Annotated in this window: 20 protein-coding genes; 12 read left to right on the top strand and 8 right to left on the bottom strand. The window is 62.6% G+C overall.

The genetic code is table 11. From position 1 onward, the window contains the following. Positions 1-392 precede the first annotated feature (392 nt). A complete protein-coding gene (locus tag NKH22_RS30120; RefSeq protein WP_023683845.1) occupies positions 393-1,172 on the top strand; it encodes a DUF1223 domain-containing protein in 780 nt (259 codons plus the stop codon). 583 nt (positions 1,173-1,755) lie between these two features. Continuing rightward, complete coding sequence (locus tag NKH22_RS30115; protein WP_023683844.1) at positions 1,756-2,142, top strand: DUF2794 domain-containing protein; 387 nt, start codon at positions 1,756-1,758, stop codon at positions 2,140-2,142. Between the two features lie 100 nt (positions 2,143-2,242). Here NKH22_RS30115 and NKH22_RS30110 read toward each other — a convergent pair whose 3' ends face one another. From NKH22_RS30110 to NKH22_RS30095, 4 genes are all read right to left on the bottom strand, one after another. Continuing rightward, a complete protein-coding gene (locus tag NKH22_RS30110; RefSeq protein ID WP_023671727.1) occupies positions 2,243-2,833 on the bottom strand; it encodes a GNAT family N-acetyltransferase in 591 nt (196 codons plus the stop codon). 117 nt (positions 2,834-2,950) lie between these two features. After that, the gene (locus tag NKH22_RS30105) at positions 2,951-3,691 is read right to left on the bottom strand and encodes a Bax inhibitor-1/YccA family protein (RefSeq protein ID WP_023671726.1); all 741 of its coding nucleotides are present in this window, start codon (positions 3,689-3,691) and stop codon (positions 2,951-2,953) included. 239 nt (positions 3,692-3,930) lie between these two features. Beyond that, positions 3,931-6,480, bottom strand: a complete 2,550-nt coding sequence (locus NKH22_RS30100) for an ABC transporter permease (protein ID WP_023821951.1) — start codon at positions 6,478-6,480, stop codon at positions 3,931-3,933. Continuing rightward, on the bottom strand, positions 6,480-7,181 hold the full coding sequence (locus tag NKH22_RS30095; protein ID WP_023738019.1) for an ABC transporter ATP-binding protein: 702 nt from the start codon (positions 7,179-7,181) through the stop codon (positions 6,480-6,482). The genes NKH22_RS30100 and NKH22_RS30095 overlap by 1 nt, the downstream gene beginning before the upstream one ends. 85 nt (positions 7,182-7,266) lie before the next feature. Between NKH22_RS30095 and NKH22_RS30090 the strand changes: the two genes are divergently transcribed. Then, positions 7,267-7,929: a GDSL-type esterase/lipase family protein gene (locus tag NKH22_RS30090; RefSeq protein WP_373420140.1), complete on the top strand. Its 663-nt coding sequence runs from the start codon at positions 7,267-7,269 to the stop codon at positions 7,927-7,929. Between the two features lie 273 nt (positions 7,930-8,202). Then, positions 8,203-8,799 carry an RNA 2',3'-cyclic phosphodiesterase gene (thpR, locus tag NKH22_RS30085; RefSeq protein ID WP_023671722.1) on the top strand — a complete coding sequence of 199 codons (597 nt, stop codon included), beginning with the start codon at positions 8,203-8,205 and terminating at the stop codon, positions 8,797-8,799. Here thpR and NKH22_RS30080 read toward each other — a convergent pair. Then, positions 8,703-9,221, bottom strand: coding sequence for a low molecular weight protein-tyrosine-phosphatase (locus NKH22_RS30080; RefSeq protein ID WP_023807680.1), 519 nt, complete (start codon positions 9,219-9,221; stop codon positions 8,703-8,705). The genes thpR and NKH22_RS30080 overlap by 97 nt on opposite strands. Before the next feature lie 103 nt (positions 9,222-9,324). Between NKH22_RS30080 and NKH22_RS30075 the strand changes: the two genes are divergently transcribed. Then, complete coding sequence (locus tag NKH22_RS30075; protein ID WP_023694536.1) at positions 9,325-9,621, top strand: 4a-hydroxytetrahydrobiopterin dehydratase; 297 nt, start codon at positions 9,325-9,327, stop codon at positions 9,619-9,621. Positions 9,622-9,740: 119 nt separating this feature from the next. Next, complete coding sequence (locus tag NKH22_RS30070) at positions 9,741-10,103, top strand: YkvA family protein (RefSeq protein WP_023694537.1); 363 nt, start codon at positions 9,741-9,743, stop codon at positions 10,101-10,103. A 44-nt stretch (positions 10,104-10,147) separates the two neighbouring features. Here NKH22_RS30070 and NKH22_RS30065 read toward each other — a convergent pair whose 3' ends face one another. After that, a complete protein-coding gene (locus NKH22_RS30065; protein WP_352912206.1) occupies positions 10,148-10,297 on the bottom strand; it encodes a hypothetical protein in 150 nt (49 codons plus the stop codon). A 120-nt stretch (positions 10,298-10,417) separates the two neighbouring features. On the opposite strand from NKH22_RS30065, the gene NKH22_RS30060 reads away from it, so the two are divergent. From NKH22_RS30060 to NKH22_RS30050, 3 genes are all read left to right on the top strand, one after another. Beyond that, positions 10,418-10,921, top strand: coding sequence for an invasion associated locus B family protein (locus NKH22_RS30060; RefSeq protein ID WP_023671718.1), 504 nt, complete (start codon positions 10,418-10,420; stop codon positions 10,919-10,921). Between the two features lie 110 nt (positions 10,922-11,031). Beyond that, positions 11,032-12,264 (top strand): dual-specificity RNA methyltransferase RlmN, encoded by a 1,233-nt coding sequence (rlmN, locus tag NKH22_RS30055; RefSeq protein ID WP_352912204.1) that lies wholly within the window; start codon positions 11,032-11,034, stop codon positions 12,262-12,264. After that, complete coding sequence (locus NKH22_RS30050; protein WP_023694539.1) at positions 12,261-12,728, top strand: hypothetical protein; 468 nt, start codon at positions 12,261-12,263, stop codon at positions 12,726-12,728. Before rlmN ends, NKH22_RS30050 begins: the two co-directional genes overlap by 4 nt. On the opposite strand, the gene NKH22_RS30045 is transcribed toward NKH22_RS30050, so the two are convergent. Beyond that, positions 12,700-13,341 (bottom strand): LysE family translocator, encoded by a 642-nt coding sequence (locus NKH22_RS30045; RefSeq protein ID WP_023730267.1) that lies wholly within the window; start codon positions 13,339-13,341, stop codon positions 12,700-12,702. The genes NKH22_RS30050 and NKH22_RS30045 overlap by 29 nt on opposite strands. A gap of 189 nt (positions 13,342-13,530) precedes the next feature. Here NKH22_RS30045 and NKH22_RS30040 point away from each other — a divergent pair, with 189 nt between their 5' ends. From NKH22_RS30040 to NKH22_RS30030, 3 genes are all read left to right on the top strand, one after another. Next, entirely contained in the window at positions 13,531-14,763 is a 1,233-nt protein-coding gene (locus NKH22_RS30040) for an argininosuccinate synthase (RefSeq protein ID WP_023698861.1), read from the top strand. 137 nt (positions 14,764-14,900) lie between these two features. Continuing rightward, the gene (locus tag NKH22_RS30035; protein WP_023710248.1) at positions 14,901-15,323 is read left to right on the top strand and encodes a hypothetical protein; all 423 of its coding nucleotides are present in this window, start codon (positions 14,901-14,903) and stop codon (positions 15,321-15,323) included. 185 nt (positions 15,324-15,508) lie between these two features. Further along, complete coding sequence (locus NKH22_RS30030) at positions 15,509-15,817, top strand: hypothetical protein (protein WP_352912201.1); 309 nt, start codon at positions 15,509-15,511, stop codon at positions 15,815-15,817. A 99-nt stretch (positions 15,818-15,916) separates the two neighbouring features. Here NKH22_RS30030 and NKH22_RS30025 read toward each other — a convergent pair whose 3' ends face one another. After that, positions 15,917-16,714 (bottom strand): lytic murein transglycosylase, encoded by a 798-nt coding sequence (locus NKH22_RS30025; RefSeq protein ID WP_023671711.1) that lies wholly within the window; start codon positions 16,712-16,714, stop codon positions 15,917-15,919. Positions 16,715-16,880 lie beyond the last annotated feature (166 nt).

Below are 16,880 nucleotides of genomic sequence, written 5' to 3'. Positions count from 1 at the left end.
CCCGTCCCGGAGACCCGCCTCCCCTCCGCCCGACTCCCTAATCCCTAATGGCTACTCCAGTCTCCCTACTCCCTACTCCCTACTCCCTACTCCCTACTCCCTACTCCCTACTCCCTACTCCCAGTCTTTCCAAAGCATTGCCCGACCCGATCGAAGCCCCGCCCTGTACGACAGGAGTAAAAACCGGCTGGGCTCAGCAAGATCTGCCCCACGCTCCTGATGCCATGCTCCCGATCGAACCGGGCGGTGAAGTGCTCCCCCTGTGATGGCCATACCCATGGTTGCGGCAGCAAAAATTTCACCGCAACGTGACTTCCCGTTGACTGTCGCTTCTGCCACAAATCTGGGCAACCAGAACAAGGCCGGCGTCACCGGCGGGAATCGGAACGATCATGGCACCTCGACACCCTCTGCGGCTTGCGGCTTTTGCGCTGGCCTTCTCGGCGCTTGCCGGGACCGGGTTCGCCGAGGAATCGGGAACGACCCAGACCGACAAACCGCAGATTGACAGGCCCTTGGGCGTGGTCGAGCTGTTCACCAGCCAGGGCTGCAATTCCTGCCCGCCGGCGGACGCTTTCTTTGCCGAGCTGGCGGCCAAGGACAACGTCGTCGCGCTCGCCTACCACGTCAATTACTGGGACTATCTCGGCTGGCAGGACACGCTGAGCAGCAAGGACAATACCGACCGGCAATATGACTATATGCGCGCCTTCGGCACCCGCTCCGTCTACACGCCGCAAGCCGTCATCAATGGTCGCAGCCATGTCAACGGCGCCAGCCGCAAGGAGGTCGACGGCGCGCTTGCCCGCATGGAGAAATCCGGTGAAGGCATGCGGGTCAGCGTCAAGGTCAGCCGCACCAGCGATCGCGTCATGATCGATGCCGGCGACGCCGGTAGCGGCCCCAGCGACGCCCATGTCGTCATCGTCTATTTCGAACCACCGCAGACGGTGACCATCGCCAAGGGCGAGAACACCGGCCGCAGCATGACCTACTGGAACGCCGTCACCGGCATCCAGACCGCCGGCATGTGGCACGGCAAGGCGCAGCGCTACGAATTGCCGATGACCGAGATCGCCAAGAAAGGCGGCTGCGCCGTGCTGCTGCAATCGGTCGGCAAGGACGGCCTGCCGGGGCCTATTCTGGGCGCGGCGTTTATTCACAAGCCTTAAGAGGCCCCCTCATCCGGCCGCTCTCGGCCACCTTCTCCCCGAGGGGAGAAGAGGCTGAATCAGCGCTGGCGCGAACTCCTCTCCGCTCGGGGGAGGTCGGATTGGCCCGAATTGCTGTTGCAATTCGGCTGGCAATCCGGGTGAGGGGATGCGCCCGCAAACTGGGCACCGCAGCCTCCAGCAAATTCTTCAAGCAGCCAAAAACAAAAAAACCGACGTCAGCTTGCTTCTGACGTCGGTCATTTAGGTTTTGGGATCGTCGCACCCGGTCTCTCCCTGAGGAAAGTCCGAGGTTGGTTCGATCCGACGCAGACCCGTGGGCGGGGGGCTTGGGGTTTACGAGCCGGTGCCGGACCGAACCGTCTCAGGCAACGCCGGTAAATTCGTCGGACATTGGGGCATGAGCGCGGATAAAAAATGGCGGAAATGTGGCGAGGCATCACCAATTCAAACACCGCGTTTTATAAAAGTGACTGGACGTTGCGAAAACAGCGCGGTCCCGGGATGGTTAGCCGGGCCTTGCAATTCCACGGCGAACACGCCAACTTCTGCAAGCGAGATTCATTTTCAAAGGGATCGCGGGATGACCGATCGCAGCGGTGGGACGGAGGATGGGGACGCATCCGCAATATTGATCCCGCTGCACGAGGCGCGACGCGAACGCCTCGACCAGCCGGTCCGTTTCGACCGGCGTGAACTCGACGAGATCCTGAGGCTGTACGGACGCATGGTCGCCGCCAACGAATGGCGCGACTATGCCATCGATCATCTGTCTGATCGGGCTGTGTTTTCAGTCTTCCGCCGGGCCAGCGAAGTGCCGCTGTTCCAGATCGTCAAGGATCCGAAACTGGCACGCCGGCAAGGCGCCTTCGCCGTCATCGCCGCCGGCGGCCGAATCCTCAAGCGCGGCCAGGAACTCGGTCGCGTGCTCAACGTCTTCGATGCTAAGCTGAAGATTGTCCAGGCCTAATTGAAAATTGGGGAATTGAAGAGCTGAAGAATTGAAAAAAGAGGATGTAACGGTCGAAATACCGCCGGGTTTGTTCTCAGCTATTCAGATCCTCAATTCTTCAGTTCTCCTCAATTCCCCTCCTCAGGCTCTCACGAAACTTCCGCTCCGGCAGCGAATGCGGATCGGGCGGAACCGTTACGCCGCCATTCAGCGACAGCTGCATGAACACCGTGTCAAGCCAGCGCCCATGCTTGTAGCCGGAGCCTTCCAGGCGACCGGAATGGCGAAAGCCGAGCTTTTCATGCAGCCGCACCGAGGCGCTGTCTGCATGGCCGTCGCCGATCACCGCGACGATCTGGCGAAAGCCCGCCATACGGCAGGCTTCAATCAGCGCCTGCATCAGCAGCAGCCCGACGCCCTGGCCCTTCGCATCAGGCGCGACATAGACGGAATCCTCTACGATGAAGCGGTAGGCCGGGCGCGGCCGGAACGCGCCGGCATAGGCGTAGCCGAGCAGCGCGCCATCTCGTTCCGCCACCAGATAGGGAAAGCCCCCCGCCGTCAGGCTGTCGAAGCGCCCACCCATCTCAGTGCGGCTGGGCGGCTCCAGCTCATAGCTCGCGGTGCCATGCGTCACGGCATCGCCGTAGATCTCGGTGATTCGGCCGAGGTCGCCTTCCAAGGCCGCGCGGATGGAAATAGTGCTCATGATTTATGCAGACGATTCATCTGCCTCCATGACAGCAAAGGCCGGCACAAAAGAAAAGGGCGGCCGTTGGCCGCCCTCTTGATATCAGCTGGTCCAGTTGCCTGATGGGAAGACCGCCTACCGGCGATCGCCCATGAACTGCAGCAGGAACATGAACAGGTTGATGAAGTCGAGATATAGCCTCAACGCGCCCATGATCGCCTTGCGGCCGGCAACGTCGGCCTGATCGCCTTCGTAGTACATTTCCTTGATGGTCTGCGTGTCGTAGGCGGTGAGGCCGGCGAAGATCAACACGCCGATCGCCGAGATAGCGAAGCCGAGCGCCGACGACTGCAGGAAGATGTTGATCAGCATGGCGATCACAAGGCCGACGACGCCCATAACCAGGAACGAGCCGAAGGCCGAAAGGTCACGCTTTGTCGTGTAGCCGTAGAGCGACAGCGCGCCGAAGGCGGCCGCCGTGGCAAAGAAGGTCTGAGTGATCGAGGCGCCGGTGTAGACCAGGAAGATGGTCGACAGCGACAGGCCGACCAGGCCCGAATAGACCCAGAAGGTGGTTTGCGCCGCGGCCACGCTCATCGACTGGATCCTGAACGACAGGAAGAAGACGGCGGCGAGCGGAGCCAGGATGACCACCCAGCGGAAGGCGCTGGCATAGATCAGCGTGCCGAAAGCGGTCAGCTGTCCGTCGCCGGTGACGGCGAGCTGGAAAGCGCCCCAGGCGGCGACGCCGGTGATGAGGAGGCCAAGCCCCATCAAATTGTAGACCTTGAGCATGTAAGTGCGCAGGCCTTGGTCGATGTCGGCGCGCGCGCCCGGCACGGCCGAAGTCTGGTAGTTGCGAATGGGCTCAGCCATTGGAATCCTCTGTTGCTTCTGCCCCGTACGGTGTCAGGCCCTTTCGGACCTGGGCGCCGCTGGCGGGGCTCCAGCATGCCTGTGGCGAAATATGATGGTTCTTGACGTCAAGAACAAGACCGTAACGGGCTGCAGCGCTTGGTGAATCTCCGGAAGCCGGTTTTCTTGGGCTTCCATGACTGCACATTACCAAGATTTAATCGGAAACGGCAGATTCGGCCAACCTTGCCGTTTGGGGCCTAGAGGTCGCGCAGCACCGGCGCCGCCTTGTGACCGAGCACCCGCCAGGTGCCGGCAAGGCCGATGCCGACCGTGATCACCAGCGCAAACACCAAGGTCGCCACTGCCACCTCCGGCATGAAATGCGACGGCAACGTCATGATGCGGGCAACGATGTACCAGGCGGCGATGCCGCCGGCAGCCAACGCAAACACCGCGGTGGCCAGGCCGATCAGCATGTATTCCAGCGAAAACGCCGCGATCAGCGTGCGCCTCGTGGCGCCCAGCGTCTTCAGCACCACGGCATCGTGGATGCGGGCGCGATTTCCCGCGGCGAGCGCGCCGGCCAGCACCAGCACCGAAGCGATAAGCGCCACGCCGGCCGCGGCCCGGATCGCCGTGCCGAGCTGGCCGACCAGCCGGTTGATGACATCGAGCGCGTCCTTGACCCGAACTGTCGTCACCGCCGGGAAGGCGCGGGTGACGGCGTTGAGCAGGCGGGCATCCTCTGCTGCCGTGGCATCCTTTTCGGTCAGCGTCGCCAGCCAGCCATGGGGCGCGCCTGCAAAAGTGTTGGGCGAGAACACCATGACGAAGTTGATGCCCATCGTCTCCCATTGCACCTCTCGGAAATTGGCGATCCTGGCCGTCACATTGCGTCCGAGCACATTGACGGTGACGGTATCGCCGAGCTTCAGGCCGAGCGCCTTGCCTTCATCGTTGGAGAACGAGACCAGCGGTTCGCCGCTGTAGTTCTCCGGCCACCAGCTGCCCTCGGTCAATGTCGCATTGGCCGGTTGTTTGGCGTCGTAGGTCAGGCCGCGATCGCCGCGCAGCACCCATGCGCCTTCCGATGGCACATTGGCCTTGTCGACACTAACGCCGTTCAGCGCCATCACCCGGCCGCGCAGCATCGGCACCTTGACCAGCGTTCCCTTCGGCGCCTCTTTGCCGATCAGTGTCGAGAAGGCATCGACCTCGCTATTCTGGATGTCGACGAAGAAGAAATTCGGCGCCCGTTCCGGCAGACTGCCGGAGATCTGCTGCCTGAGATTGCCGTCGATCAGCGCCAGCGTCACCAAAAGCGTTAGCCCGAGGCCCAGCGACAGCACGACGGACGGCGTCAGCGCGCCGGGACGGTGGATGTTGCCGATGGCGAGCCTGAGCGCGACCGAGCGCGCACGCGGGCTTTTGCGCGCCACCCACTGCACCAGCGCACCGACCAGGCGCAACACCAGAAAGGCAAAGACCGTCGCGCCGACGAAGATCAAGGCGATGCGCCGGTCGCCGGAAAACAGGATGGCGAGCGCCGCCAAAGCGAGCGCGATGCCGACCGCCGTGGCAAGATAGGGCAGGCGTGGAAAGCCGCGGCCCTCAAAACCCATTTCGCGAAACAGCGCGGTCGCCGGCACATCGCGGGCGCGGCCGAGCGGCAACAGCGCGAAGGCAAGCGTCACCAGCAGCCCGAACAGCGCGGCAAGAGCCAGCGCACCGGGATAGAAGCCGCCTTTAGCCGGCACCGGAATGACCGACTGGAGCGCAGCGCTGGCAGCAAACGGCATGGCGGCGCCGAGGATGAGGCCAAGCGCGATGCCGAGGCCGGCGATCATCAGGATCTGCACGAGATAGACGGTGAAGACGAAGCCGCCCGAGGCGCCAAGGCTCTTGAAGGTGGCGATGACGCCGCGCTTGCCGTCGAGATAGGCGCGCACCGCATTGGCAACGCCGACGCCACCGACGACCAGCGCCGTCAGCCCGACCAGCGTCAGGAATTGCGAGAAGCGCTCGATGTTGGAGGACAGCGCCGGCGCGGCGTTCGAGCGGGTGCGGATCGACCAGCCGGCTTCGGGGAAATCGCTCGCCGCCCGATCCTGGATGGCCTTGAGATCGGCCTCGCTGGCGCCGGCCGGCAGCCGAACCTTGTAGGCATTCTCGACCAGGCTGCCTGGCTGGATCAGACCAGAGGCGGCGAGCCCTTGCATCGAAATCATCAGCCGCGGCGCGAAGCCGAAACCGTCCGACACCGCATCCGGTTCGCTCACCAGCCTGGCCCGCAATTCGAATGTCGCGCTGCCGACCTTCAGCCGGTCACCGATCTCCACATTCAGCCGGTCGAACAACAGGTCGGGCGCGGCGGCGCCAAAGACGCCTGATTTCTCGCCGAACAAATCCTCTCTGCCAAGCTGCGGCGCGGTCTCGAGCGCGCCATAGAGCGGATAGGCGTCGTCGACGGCCTTGGCCTCAACCAACGCCTGGTCGGAGCCGTCATCCAGCCGCGCCATCGAGCGCATATTGGCGCTGTGCGACACAGTGCCGAGGCGGTCGAGGAAGGTGCTTTCGGCTGGCGTCGCATCGCGCTGGTTGAGCTGGAAGCGCAAGTCGCCGCCAAGCAGCGTCTGGCCCTGGTCGGCAACGCCTGCGGTGATCGCCTGCGCCACCGAATTGACCCCGCCGATTGCAGCGACGCCGAGCGCGATGCAGGCAAGGAAGATCATGAAGCCGGACAGTCCGCCGCGCATCTCGCGCAGCGAAAAGCGGAACGCGAGCTTCAGCGTCTGCGACAGTGGCATCAGGCCGGCACCTTGACCTGCGCTACCGGCGCATCCTCGATGCGGCCGGAGCGCATCGACACCTGGCGCGAGCAGCGCGCCGCAAGGGCCGGATCGTGCGTGACCAGCACCAAGGTCATGCCGCGCTCGGCCGCTTTGGCGAACAGAAGGTCGGCGACCTGCCGCCCCGTCGCCTGGTCGAGATTGCCGGTCGGCTCGTCGGCAATCAGAATGCGCGGCGACGGCGCCAGAGCGCGGGCGATTGCCACGCGCTGCTGTTCGCCGCCGGACAGCTCGCCCGGATAGTGGGTGACGCGATCGCTCAAGCCGACGGCCGCCAACTCCCGCGCGGCGACGCCGAACGGATCGGCATGGCCGGCCAGTTCCAGCGGCACCGCGACATTTTCGAGCGCCGTCATGTTGGGAATGAGATGGAAGGACTGAAAGACGATGCCTATGTTTCGGCCCCGAAACGAGGCGATCTGATCCTCGCTTTGGCCGTTCAGCAATTCGCCGGCAATGCGCACCGTGCCCGAATCGACCCGCTCCAGCCCGGCCAGCACCATCAGCAAGGTCGACTTGCCGGAACCCGAAGGGCCGACAATGCCGGTCGCCTCGCCGCGCGTCACGTCAAGGCTGACGCCTTTCAGCACATGCACAGACGAAGCCCCTTGGCCCAGGGTCAGGGATATGTCTTTCAGCGCGATGACGGCTTCTGTCACAATTAAAGCGTCCTATATCAGATGAAGGCTCTGCTTGCCGGAAGCCGTCGCCGGAAGAATTCCTCGGGTATATGGGGCCTGCCACATGTCTTTCAAACGCAAGATATCTTTCAAACGCTTGAATGCCGCAGGGCTCGTCTTTTTCGTCACCCTTTGCGGCGCCATTTCGTCGGTACGCGCCGAGACGTTCACCATCGTCGGGTTCGGCGACAGCCTGATGGCCGGTTTCGGCCTCGGGCCTGGCGATGGCTTTACCGACAAATTGCAAGCTGCGCTGCGCGCCAAAGGCCATGACGTCACCGTAGCCAACGCCGGCGTTTCAGGCGACACCTCGAGCGGCGGCTTGGCGCGGCTTGACTGGTCGGTGCCGGATGGGACAAGGCTGGTTATACTCGAACTCGGCGCCAACGACATGCTGCGCGGCGTCTCGCCCAGCATTACGAAAGAGAACCTGGACGACATGCTGGCGAAGCTGAAAGCGCGCAAGATCGCGGTGCTTTTGGCCGGCATGCGCGCCGCTCCCAATCTCGGCGCCGACTACCAGAACGCCTTCGATGCGATCTATCCAAAGCTGGCCGCGAAATACGATGTGCCGCTCTATCCGTTCTTTCTCGATGGCGTCGCCGGACAGTCCGGCCTGCAGTTGGAGGACGGCCTGCATCCCAATCCGAAGGGCGTCGCAGTGATGGTCGAGCGCATCCTGCCCGCCGTGGAGAAGGCTGTTGCGGCAGTTCAGGGTGGCGGTTGAACGCCGGCCTGACGAGAATAACGCGGCGTTCGCCTCGCGCGAACTTTGAAACAAAAGACCGGGCTGCCGATGACCCGAGTCATTCATGCTGCGCTCGAAGAGCATATGCAGCATCTGGGTAATGCAAGCGCCGAAGCGGCACGGCAATAGTGCTTATTCATCGCTTGGAGGCGCCTGTTCGTAAAAATGCCTGCAACCAACAAACCACTTGCCCCGTTTGACTATCGATGATTCGCTAGGGGCACAGTTCGATTCGAGGAAGGGAGGCTCACCATGCCGCGTCTTTTCACCGCCCTCGAAATACCGCGTGACGCCGCTCTTTCGCTGTCCCTGCTCAGGGGCGGCCTGCCCGGAGCCCGCTGGATCGATGTCGAAAACTACCATCTGACGCTGCGCTTCATCGGCGACGTCGAAGGCCATATCGCCGACGAAATCGCCAACGCGCTCGACCGGGTGCACCGCCCATCCTTCTCGCTCACCCTGTCCGGAGTTGGCGCTTTCGGCCAGAAGAAGCCGCACGCCGTCTGGGCCGGCGTCTTCGCCTCGCCCGACCTTTCGGCGCTGCAGAGCGAAATCGACCGCATCTGCCAGCGGCTCGGCTTGCCTGCCGACCCGCGCAAGTTCACCCCGCATGTTACGCTGGCACGCTTGCGCAATTCGAGCCCGCTCGACGTCGCGCAGTACCTGTCGGCGCGCGGCAATTTTGCGACGCTGCCGTTTCGCGTCGGCCGCTTCGTGCTGATGTCGTCGCGCGATTCGGTCGGCGGCGGTCCCTACATTGTCGAGGAGGCATGGCCGCTCTCCGGCGTCGACGCGCGCGCCACCAATCTCGTCGCCAGCGCCTCCGACGCTTCGCGGATCATGCGGTAGACCGAAGCGAACGCTTCGGCCCCGTCATAATAGGGATCCGGCACGTCGCGGGTTTTGCCCTGCGCAAACTCTGCCAAGAGATGAATACGTTCGCGCGCACCGGCCGGCGCCAACGCCTTGAGGTCGCGGACATTCTGCCGATCCATGCCGAGGATCAGGTCGAAGCGCGAAAAATCCCCCGGCCTGACCTTGCGTGCCCGCTGCCCTGATATGTCGATGCCGTGGCGGGCCGCAATCGCGATCGAGCGCGGGTCGGGCGCTTCGCCGAGGTTCCAGCCGCCGGTCGCCGCAGAGTCCAGCACGATATCGTCCAGCACCATGTCGCGGCCGCGTTCCGCCAGCACGGCGCGAAACACGCCTTCGGCCAGGGGTGAGCGGCAGATGTTGCCGAGGCAGACGAAGAGTATGGAATTTACGCTCATTCGATATGCGCCGTTCGTGCATTTGGAAGCCCAAAACGCAAAGGATTTTGGGCGACTTGCATTATGGTGAGGGTCAATAACTGGGATAGCACGGGAAATCATCATGACGAGAGAGAAACTCAGCAAGGACGCCATCGCCGCCGCACTGGCCGAACTGCCTGGCTGGTCGCAGGCAGCCGATGGCGCCTCCATCAAGCGCAGCTTTGTCTTCAAGAATTTTTCCGAAGCCTTCGCCTTCATGACCCGCGTCGCGCTGGCCGCCGAGAAGATGGACCATCATCCCGACTGGTCGAACGTCTACAAGACTGTCGACGTGACGCTCAACACCCATGATGCCGGCGGTGTCACCGCGCTCGACATCGCGCTGGCCAAGAAGATGAATGGGTATGCTGGCGGCTGAACGCTGGGGCGGCAACGCCAAATCGGCGCCATCCTCTTGCAGTGGACCGGGACTTTCACCACGTTTTCTGTGGCGGCCGCGCGCAACGCGTAGCGCGACGGCCGGCAAGGAGAGGATTGATGGCGCAGCAGCCCGGTTTTGATTTCTTCGGCTTCGGCAGCAAGCTCGGCGACGAGAGTGAAGTGCGCTCCAAATTCTGGCGCACGGCCAAGAAGGCCGCCCGGCAGATTCCGTTTATGGAAGAGGTCGTCGCCGGCTATTATTGCGCGCTCGACAGGAAGACGCCTTTGCGTGCCAAGGGCATATTGCTGGCGGCGCTTGGCTATTTCGTGCTGCCGGTCGACGTCATACCCGATTTCGTCTTCGGCCTCGGCTTCACCGACGACATCGCCGTGCTGACCGCCGCGATCTCCGCGGTAAGCGCCCATATCACCCCTGCGCACCGCAAGGCCGCCAAGGAGGCGATCGCCGACAAGAGCTGAATCGGCGGTCGCGTTGGCAACTGGGTTCAGAAGAAATCCTCCGCTCAAACAGGAGGATAGCGGCTTGGCTTCGGGTCCGCTGCGGCCGTGCAAAAAGTCAAACTCTTGCCGCTTTCGTGGCCTCCAAGTCGCCGCAGGGACATTGCGAAAGCCGTTTTTTCAAGAAGCGGCGCGGAAATGGCGGTGGTTTCCATGGGTGAATGTCCTTTTCCGAGGGAAATTCACCGTTTGGTAACCCAGATTAAATCAAAATGAAGCGACGGGCAGGACGCCAAGCCGGCCTGCCCCGCACCATTTGGAATACGGGAAAAGCGATGCGCGGATTGATTGCACTAGTCTCGAGCCTGGTCCTGGTGGCCTTTGCCGCGCCGGCGCTGGCGCAGCAGGCGACCAAGATCGGCCAGCACAATGCCTGGGGCACCTACAGCTACCAGGCGCAGGGCGGCAAGGTCTGCTATGTGCTCACCGTGCCGACCGACAAGCAGCCGCCGACGCTCGATCACGGCGACATGTTCTTCTTCGTCAGCCAGCGGCCGGGCCAGCAAGTGTCCTACGAGCCGCAATTCATCGCCGGCTACACATTCCAGGAAGGCTCCAAGGCCACCGTCACCATCGACAAGAAGACGTTCTCGATGTTCACCCGGGGCAAGTCGGCCTGGGTCGAGAACGCCGCCGAAGAGCCGGTGCTGATCGCCGCCATGAAGACCGGCACCGACATGAAGGTCTCGGCGAAGTCTGGCCGCGGCAATCCGACGACCTATGTGTTTTCGCTGAAAGGCATCTCGGCCGCGCTGACGTCGATCGCCAAGTGCAAGTAGGCTAGCGCGGTTCCCGCCGCATGACTCTCGCCGCAACCTGTGCTATGCGCCGCGCTTCTTTTCGGCACGATGGATGAAATCGGCCGCAATTCGCTTATATTGGCGCTGATATGACCCTTTCCTTCGATCTCACCACTGAGGGCGCACGCGACGCGTTGCGCGCTCGCGCCACGCCCGAGAAGCCGTCGCTGATCGGCCTGACCCGGGCCGAGCTCGGTGAAGCCCTTGTCAGTGCCGGCATCGTGCCCGAGCGCCAGGCGAAAATGCGCGCCCAGCAGCTCTGGCACTGGATATATGTGCGCGGCGTCTCCGATTTTGCCGGCATGTTCAACATCTCCAAGGATCTGCGCGCCGAACTGGACAAGCATTTTACCGTCGCCCGGCCCGAAATCGTCGAGGAGCAGATTTCCTCCGACGGCACGCGCAAGTGGCTGTTCCGCTTTCCGCCTCGCGGTGCCGGCCGTCCCGTCGAAATCGAGACCGTCTATATCCCCGAAGAAGGCCGCGGCACGCTATGCATCTCATCGCAGGTCGGCTGCACGCTGACCTGCTCGTTCTGCCACACCGGCACGCAGAAGCTGGTGCGCAATTTGACGGCGGAAGAGATCCTGGCGCAATTGCTCACCGCCCGCGACCGGCTCGGCGATTTCCCCGACCGCGACACACCCGACGGCGCCATCGTCCCTGCCGAGGGCAGAAAAGTCTCCAACGTCGTCATGATGGGCATGGGCGAGCCGCTCTACAATTTCGAGGCGGTGAAGAAGGCGCTGCTGATTGCCTCCGACGGCGACGGACTGTCGCTGTCGAAGCGCCGCATTACGCTCTCGACCTCCGGCGTGGTGCCCGAGATCTTCCGCACCGGCGAGGAGATAGGGGTCATGCTGGCGATCTCGCTGCACGCCACCAATGACGATCTGCGCGACCTGCTTGTGCCGATCAACAAGAAGTATCCGCTGAAGGAACTGATCGAGGCCTGCCGCGCCTATCCCGGCCTGTCCAACGCCAGGCGCATCACCTTCGAATATGTGATGCTGAAGAACGTCAACGATTCCATCGAGGACGCCAAGGGGCTGATCAAGCTGCTCAAGGGCATTCCAGCCAAGATCAATCTGATCCCGTTCAACCCGTGGCCGGGCACCAACTATCAGTGCTCGGACTGGGAGACGATCGAGAAGTTTGCCGACTACATCAACAATGCCGGCTATGCCTCGCCGATCCGCACGCCGCGCGGCCGCGACATCCTGGCCGCCTGCGGGCAGCTCAAATCGGACTCCGAACGCATGCGCAAGGTCGACCGCCTGGCGCTGGAAGCCATGATGATTGCGGGGCATGGCGAGGCGTGAGCCGCCTCTTCGCCTATATCCTCCGTTTCGCTGTCATCCTGTTCGGCTATGTCGTCGCCTCATTGGCGGCGAGCGCCTTTCTCAACGTGCTGTTCCTGGCTTCCGTCGGTTATATGCCGGACGATGCGCACCCAGCGGCGGCCGCGGCGCTGTATTTTTCGATCCCGTTCGTGGCGCTGTTTGTCGCCTATTTCGCTTTCATACCGGCGGTGGTCGCAATCCTGATCTCCGAGGTCCTCAGCCGCCGCGACTGGCTGTTCTATGCACTCGCGGGCGGCTTGGTGGCCGCGGCCTTCCTCGGCTTCGTCCACCAGAACGTGGATTTCGACGTCACCGAACCGCGCGCTATCGCCGCGGTGATCGGCTGCGGCATGGTCGGCGGCATCTTCTACTGGCTAAGCGCCGGCCGCTGGGCCGGAAGCTGGTGGCAGGCCGCTACTTCGCCTGAGCGGTCAGGATCTTGAGCGCGAAGGCCGAAAACACACCGGCAAAGAGATAGTCGACGACCCGCGTTACGCGCGGGCTGGCCTTCATCGCCGCCGAAAACCTTTCCGCGGCAAACACCATCGGCGCCGTCACAGGGATCGACAGCACGATGAACATGAGGCCGAGGAAGAACAGTTTTCCCGGCGCGTTCGGATCGTGAGCCGAGACGAACTGCGGCAGAAACGTCATGAAGAACAGGATGATCTTCGGGTTGAGCAGGTTGACGCCGAGTCCGGCGGCCCAGCTGCGGAACAGCGAAATCTGTGGGCCATTCTTCTTCTGCGGTGAAAACGCCGAGCCCTTGGTGATCGCCTGCCAGGCCAGGAACACCAGATAGGCGGCGCCGAAGATTTTCAGCACCAGGAAGGCCATCGGCGAGGCGACGATCAGCGCCGAGATGCCGACCGCCACCAAAGTTGTATGGATCAGCGTGCCGAACAGAGCACCCGCCAGCGAGGCAAAGCCGGCGGCGCGGCCCTGGCTCAGTGTGCGCGAGACGAACAGCGTCATATCCGGTCCTGGCGTGATCGCCAGGATCATGGTGGCGATGGCGAACTGGATCAGCGTTGTGGTGTCGGGAATGAAGGACATCGGTGGCCCCTGGCGAATGATCGTCGGTCTATAACGCAGCCTCCCCGCTCACGCCAGCAACTGGCTGGCGTGGCATCTGGTCCAGTGGCTGCGGCAGCCGGAGCCCGTTCATCCCTTGCGCTGGCCGGAAATGCCGTGATACCTCGCCCGCGAAACTCATCGCGCGGAACCGCCAAAATGTCCCCAGCAATGCCCAAGACAAAAGACGTCAAGAAGGTCGTGCTCGCCTATTCCGGCGGTCTCGACACCTCCATCATCCTGAAATGGCTGCAGACCGAGCTCGGCGCCGAAGTCGTCACCTTCACCGCCGATCTCGGCCAGGGCGGCGAGCTGGAGCCCGCGCGCAAGAAGGCCGAGATGATGGGCATCAAGGATATCCGCGTCGTCGATGTCCGCGAGGAATTCGTCGCCGACTTCGTCTTCCCGATGTTTCGCGCCAACGCCGTCTATGAAGGCACCTACCTGCTCGGCACCTCGATCGCCCGCCCGTTGATTTCCAAGCACCTGGTCGAGATCGCCCAGGAGGTCGGCGCCGATGCCATTGCGCACGGCGCCACCGGCAAGGGCAACGACCAGGTGCGTTTCGAGCTGTCGGCCTATGCGCTGAATCCCGACATCAAGGTCATCGCGCCGTGGCGCGACTGGTCGTTCAAGTCGCGCACCGACCTGATCAACTTCGCCGAGCAGCACCAGATCCCGGTGGCCAAGGACAAGCGGGGGGAGGCGCCGTTCTCGGTCGACGCCAACCTTCTGCACTCCTCTTCCGAGGGCAAGGTGCTGGAAGACCCGTGGAGCGAGCCGCCGGAATTCGTCCATCAGCGCACCGTCTCGCCGATGGAGGCGCCGGACAAGGTCACCGAGATCGAGATCGAATTTTTGAAGGGCGATCCGATTGCACTGAACGGCAAGAAGCTGTCGCCGGCCGCCATGCTGACGGCGCTTAACGATCTTGGCCGCGACAATGGCATCGGCCGGCTCGATCTGGTCGAGAACCGCTTCGTCGGCATGAAATCGCGCGGCGTCTACGAGACCCCCGGCGGCACCATCCTGATCGTAGCCCACCGCGCCATCGAATCGATCACGCTCGACCGCGGCGCCGGCCACCTCAAGGACGAGTTCATGCCGCGCTACGCCGAGCTGATCTACAACGGCTTCTGGTTCTCGCCCGAGCGGCTGATGCTCCAGGCGATGATCGACAAGAGCCAGGAAGACGTCGAAGGCACGGTGCGCCTGAAACTCTACAAGGGCAATGTCATGGTCACCGGCCGCAAATCCAAGAAGACGCTCTATTCCGACGCGCTGGTCACCTTCGAGGATGACCGCGGCGCCTACGACCAGAAGGACGCTGCCGGCTTCATCCGCCTCAACGCGCTGCGGCTGAGGACGCTGGCGGCAAGGAGCCGCAAGGGTGAACCAAACTAGTGTTCCAGGAAACCCGGCGGTCACGCAGGGTTTTTATTTGATACCTCTAATATAAGAGGCCAAGCTGGCTGACATGGTTTCCATTTGACCTTTTAAAAGCCTCATCTAAATTCCTTGCGAGACGAGGGATTCTGATCGTGAAAAACGCCATTTTTCTCATGCTTGCGGCGGCCATCGTCTTTACCGGATGCCAGTCCTCGCAGGCGGCCGCGAAACGCGAGCAGGACGGGTGCATCTCCGCAGTCCATTTGTGGAGCATCACGTTCAAGCACGAAATCGCCTCTTTCATGGGCGTCTCGCAGGAGCGCATGCCGGCCCTGTTCTGCCAGCGTATCACCGAAGGCGTACGCAGCGGGCGGATCAGCTACTCCGATTTGAACAGAGTGCAGCTAGACCTGCCGACCGAGATATGGCTGGTCATCAAGGGCAAGTCAAAGGCGGCTGCCAGGGCCGCGCCGGTGCTGCGCAACTCCAAATTCCGGAGCTGCAAAGGTACTGAAGGCGCCTTCGAGGTTCCTATTTCCCAGAAGTGCCCGTTGAGCGGCTACGCACATTATTGAGAGCCCAGTCGCTCAGCCGGCATTTGGGCCAACGATCGAGCAATTCGAGAAAGAGCATGCCCGACTTCGTCCGTAACTGCGTAAAAACAAAGAAATAGAGCGGCGGCAAAGAACTCAGTGCTTTTCCTGCTTGATCTTTTCGGGCCCTTATCTAGCCTCCTCACAATCGATGGGGGCAGCTGACAATGAAGCCGTGGTTTGTGGCCCTGCCTGCAATGGTCGTCATGCTGGCCGGTTGCCAGACTGGGCAGGAGCAAGTGAAACAGGATCCCGAGGCGGCATTCGATCGCTGCATCACCAAGGTGGCCATATCGAATATATCGGCCAAACACGAGATCGCCGCTTTTATGGGCGTTTCCCTGGAGCGCATGCCGCCACTGCTGTGCCGCCGCCTTGTCGATGCCATGAAGACCGGCCGGCTGACCTTCTCCGACATAAACCGCCTCCAGTTCGACCAGTCCACGGACATCTGGAAGGTCATAAAAGGCGGGTAGCCGCTTGGCTGCTGAACGGTTTGACCGCCAAAAGCTCCAGTCCTTGCAGAAAAGCCCGGCCATGGCCGGGCTTTCCGTTCTTCGATCTGGATATTTCTGTCAGCCGCCGTCGATCGCGTCGGCGATCTGGGCGATGGCCTGCTGGTAGACGCTGGCGGAATTCCAGCCGGCGATGGCCCCCATATTCGCACTCGCGCTCGCACCCGCCCGCCAGCCATGAGCCTTGAGGAAGTTGGCCGTCGAAGCCAAGGCCGTCGCCTTGTCGCGCAGATTTCCGTTGCCGACGCCATACTTCAGGACATTGCCGGGCAGGAACTGCGTATGGCCGATCTCGCCATGCGCAGCGCCGACCGACGAGGCGCTCAGCGCGCCGCGATCGACCAGCTTCAGCGCCGCAATGGCGTGCGGGTAAAAGAACCCCGGGCGACGGCAATCATAGGCAAGCGTCAGAATGGCGGAGACCGTGTTCTGGTTGCCCAGGGAGGCTCCGAAGCCGGTTTCCATGCCCCAGATGGCCAGCAACACGCCCGGCGACACCCCGTAATTGCTCTCGATCCTGTCGAACATCGCCGCATTCGACTTCTTCAGCGCACGGCCCCTGGAAATGATCGCAGCTCCGCCACGGCGCTTCATGAAGGCGTCCACCGAACCGCTGAACGCCTTGTGGATGGCGCGGTCGACGGAGATTGTCTTTGTCGCGTAGCTGGCACCGGCCAGAGCAGCCAGACCCTTCCCACCAACACCTTCGGACCTGGCCTGCGCGGCAAAATCCTGCTTCCACGCTTCGAAGCCCGCGCCGGTCTTGCCGCAGCTGGCCGCCGCCTGCGCGCCCGTCGCCAGCGCGAGTACCGCGACCACCGCGGCAGCAATAATCTTTCCCTTGGCAAGCAATGCCATGCTTTCTCTCCTGATTGCCTGAATCACGTCCCGGTTGCGAACTTGCCAGCGAAACGCGCCATTGTCACCGTACCCCCGGCGCTACCCTGGCCAATGCAGCGGAATTTGCTTACGATCAAGTGCTTATTGTGGCCGAAACGCCCGGCGCCGGGCAGGCGAATTCGCT

The sequence above is a fragment of the Mesorhizobium sp. M1252 genome (assembly GCF_040318265.1).
Classification (GTDB): Bacteria; Pseudomonadota; Alphaproteobacteria; order Rhizobiales; family Rhizobiaceae; genus Mesorhizobium.
This window is presented reverse-complemented; position numbering and strand designations above follow the sequence as displayed.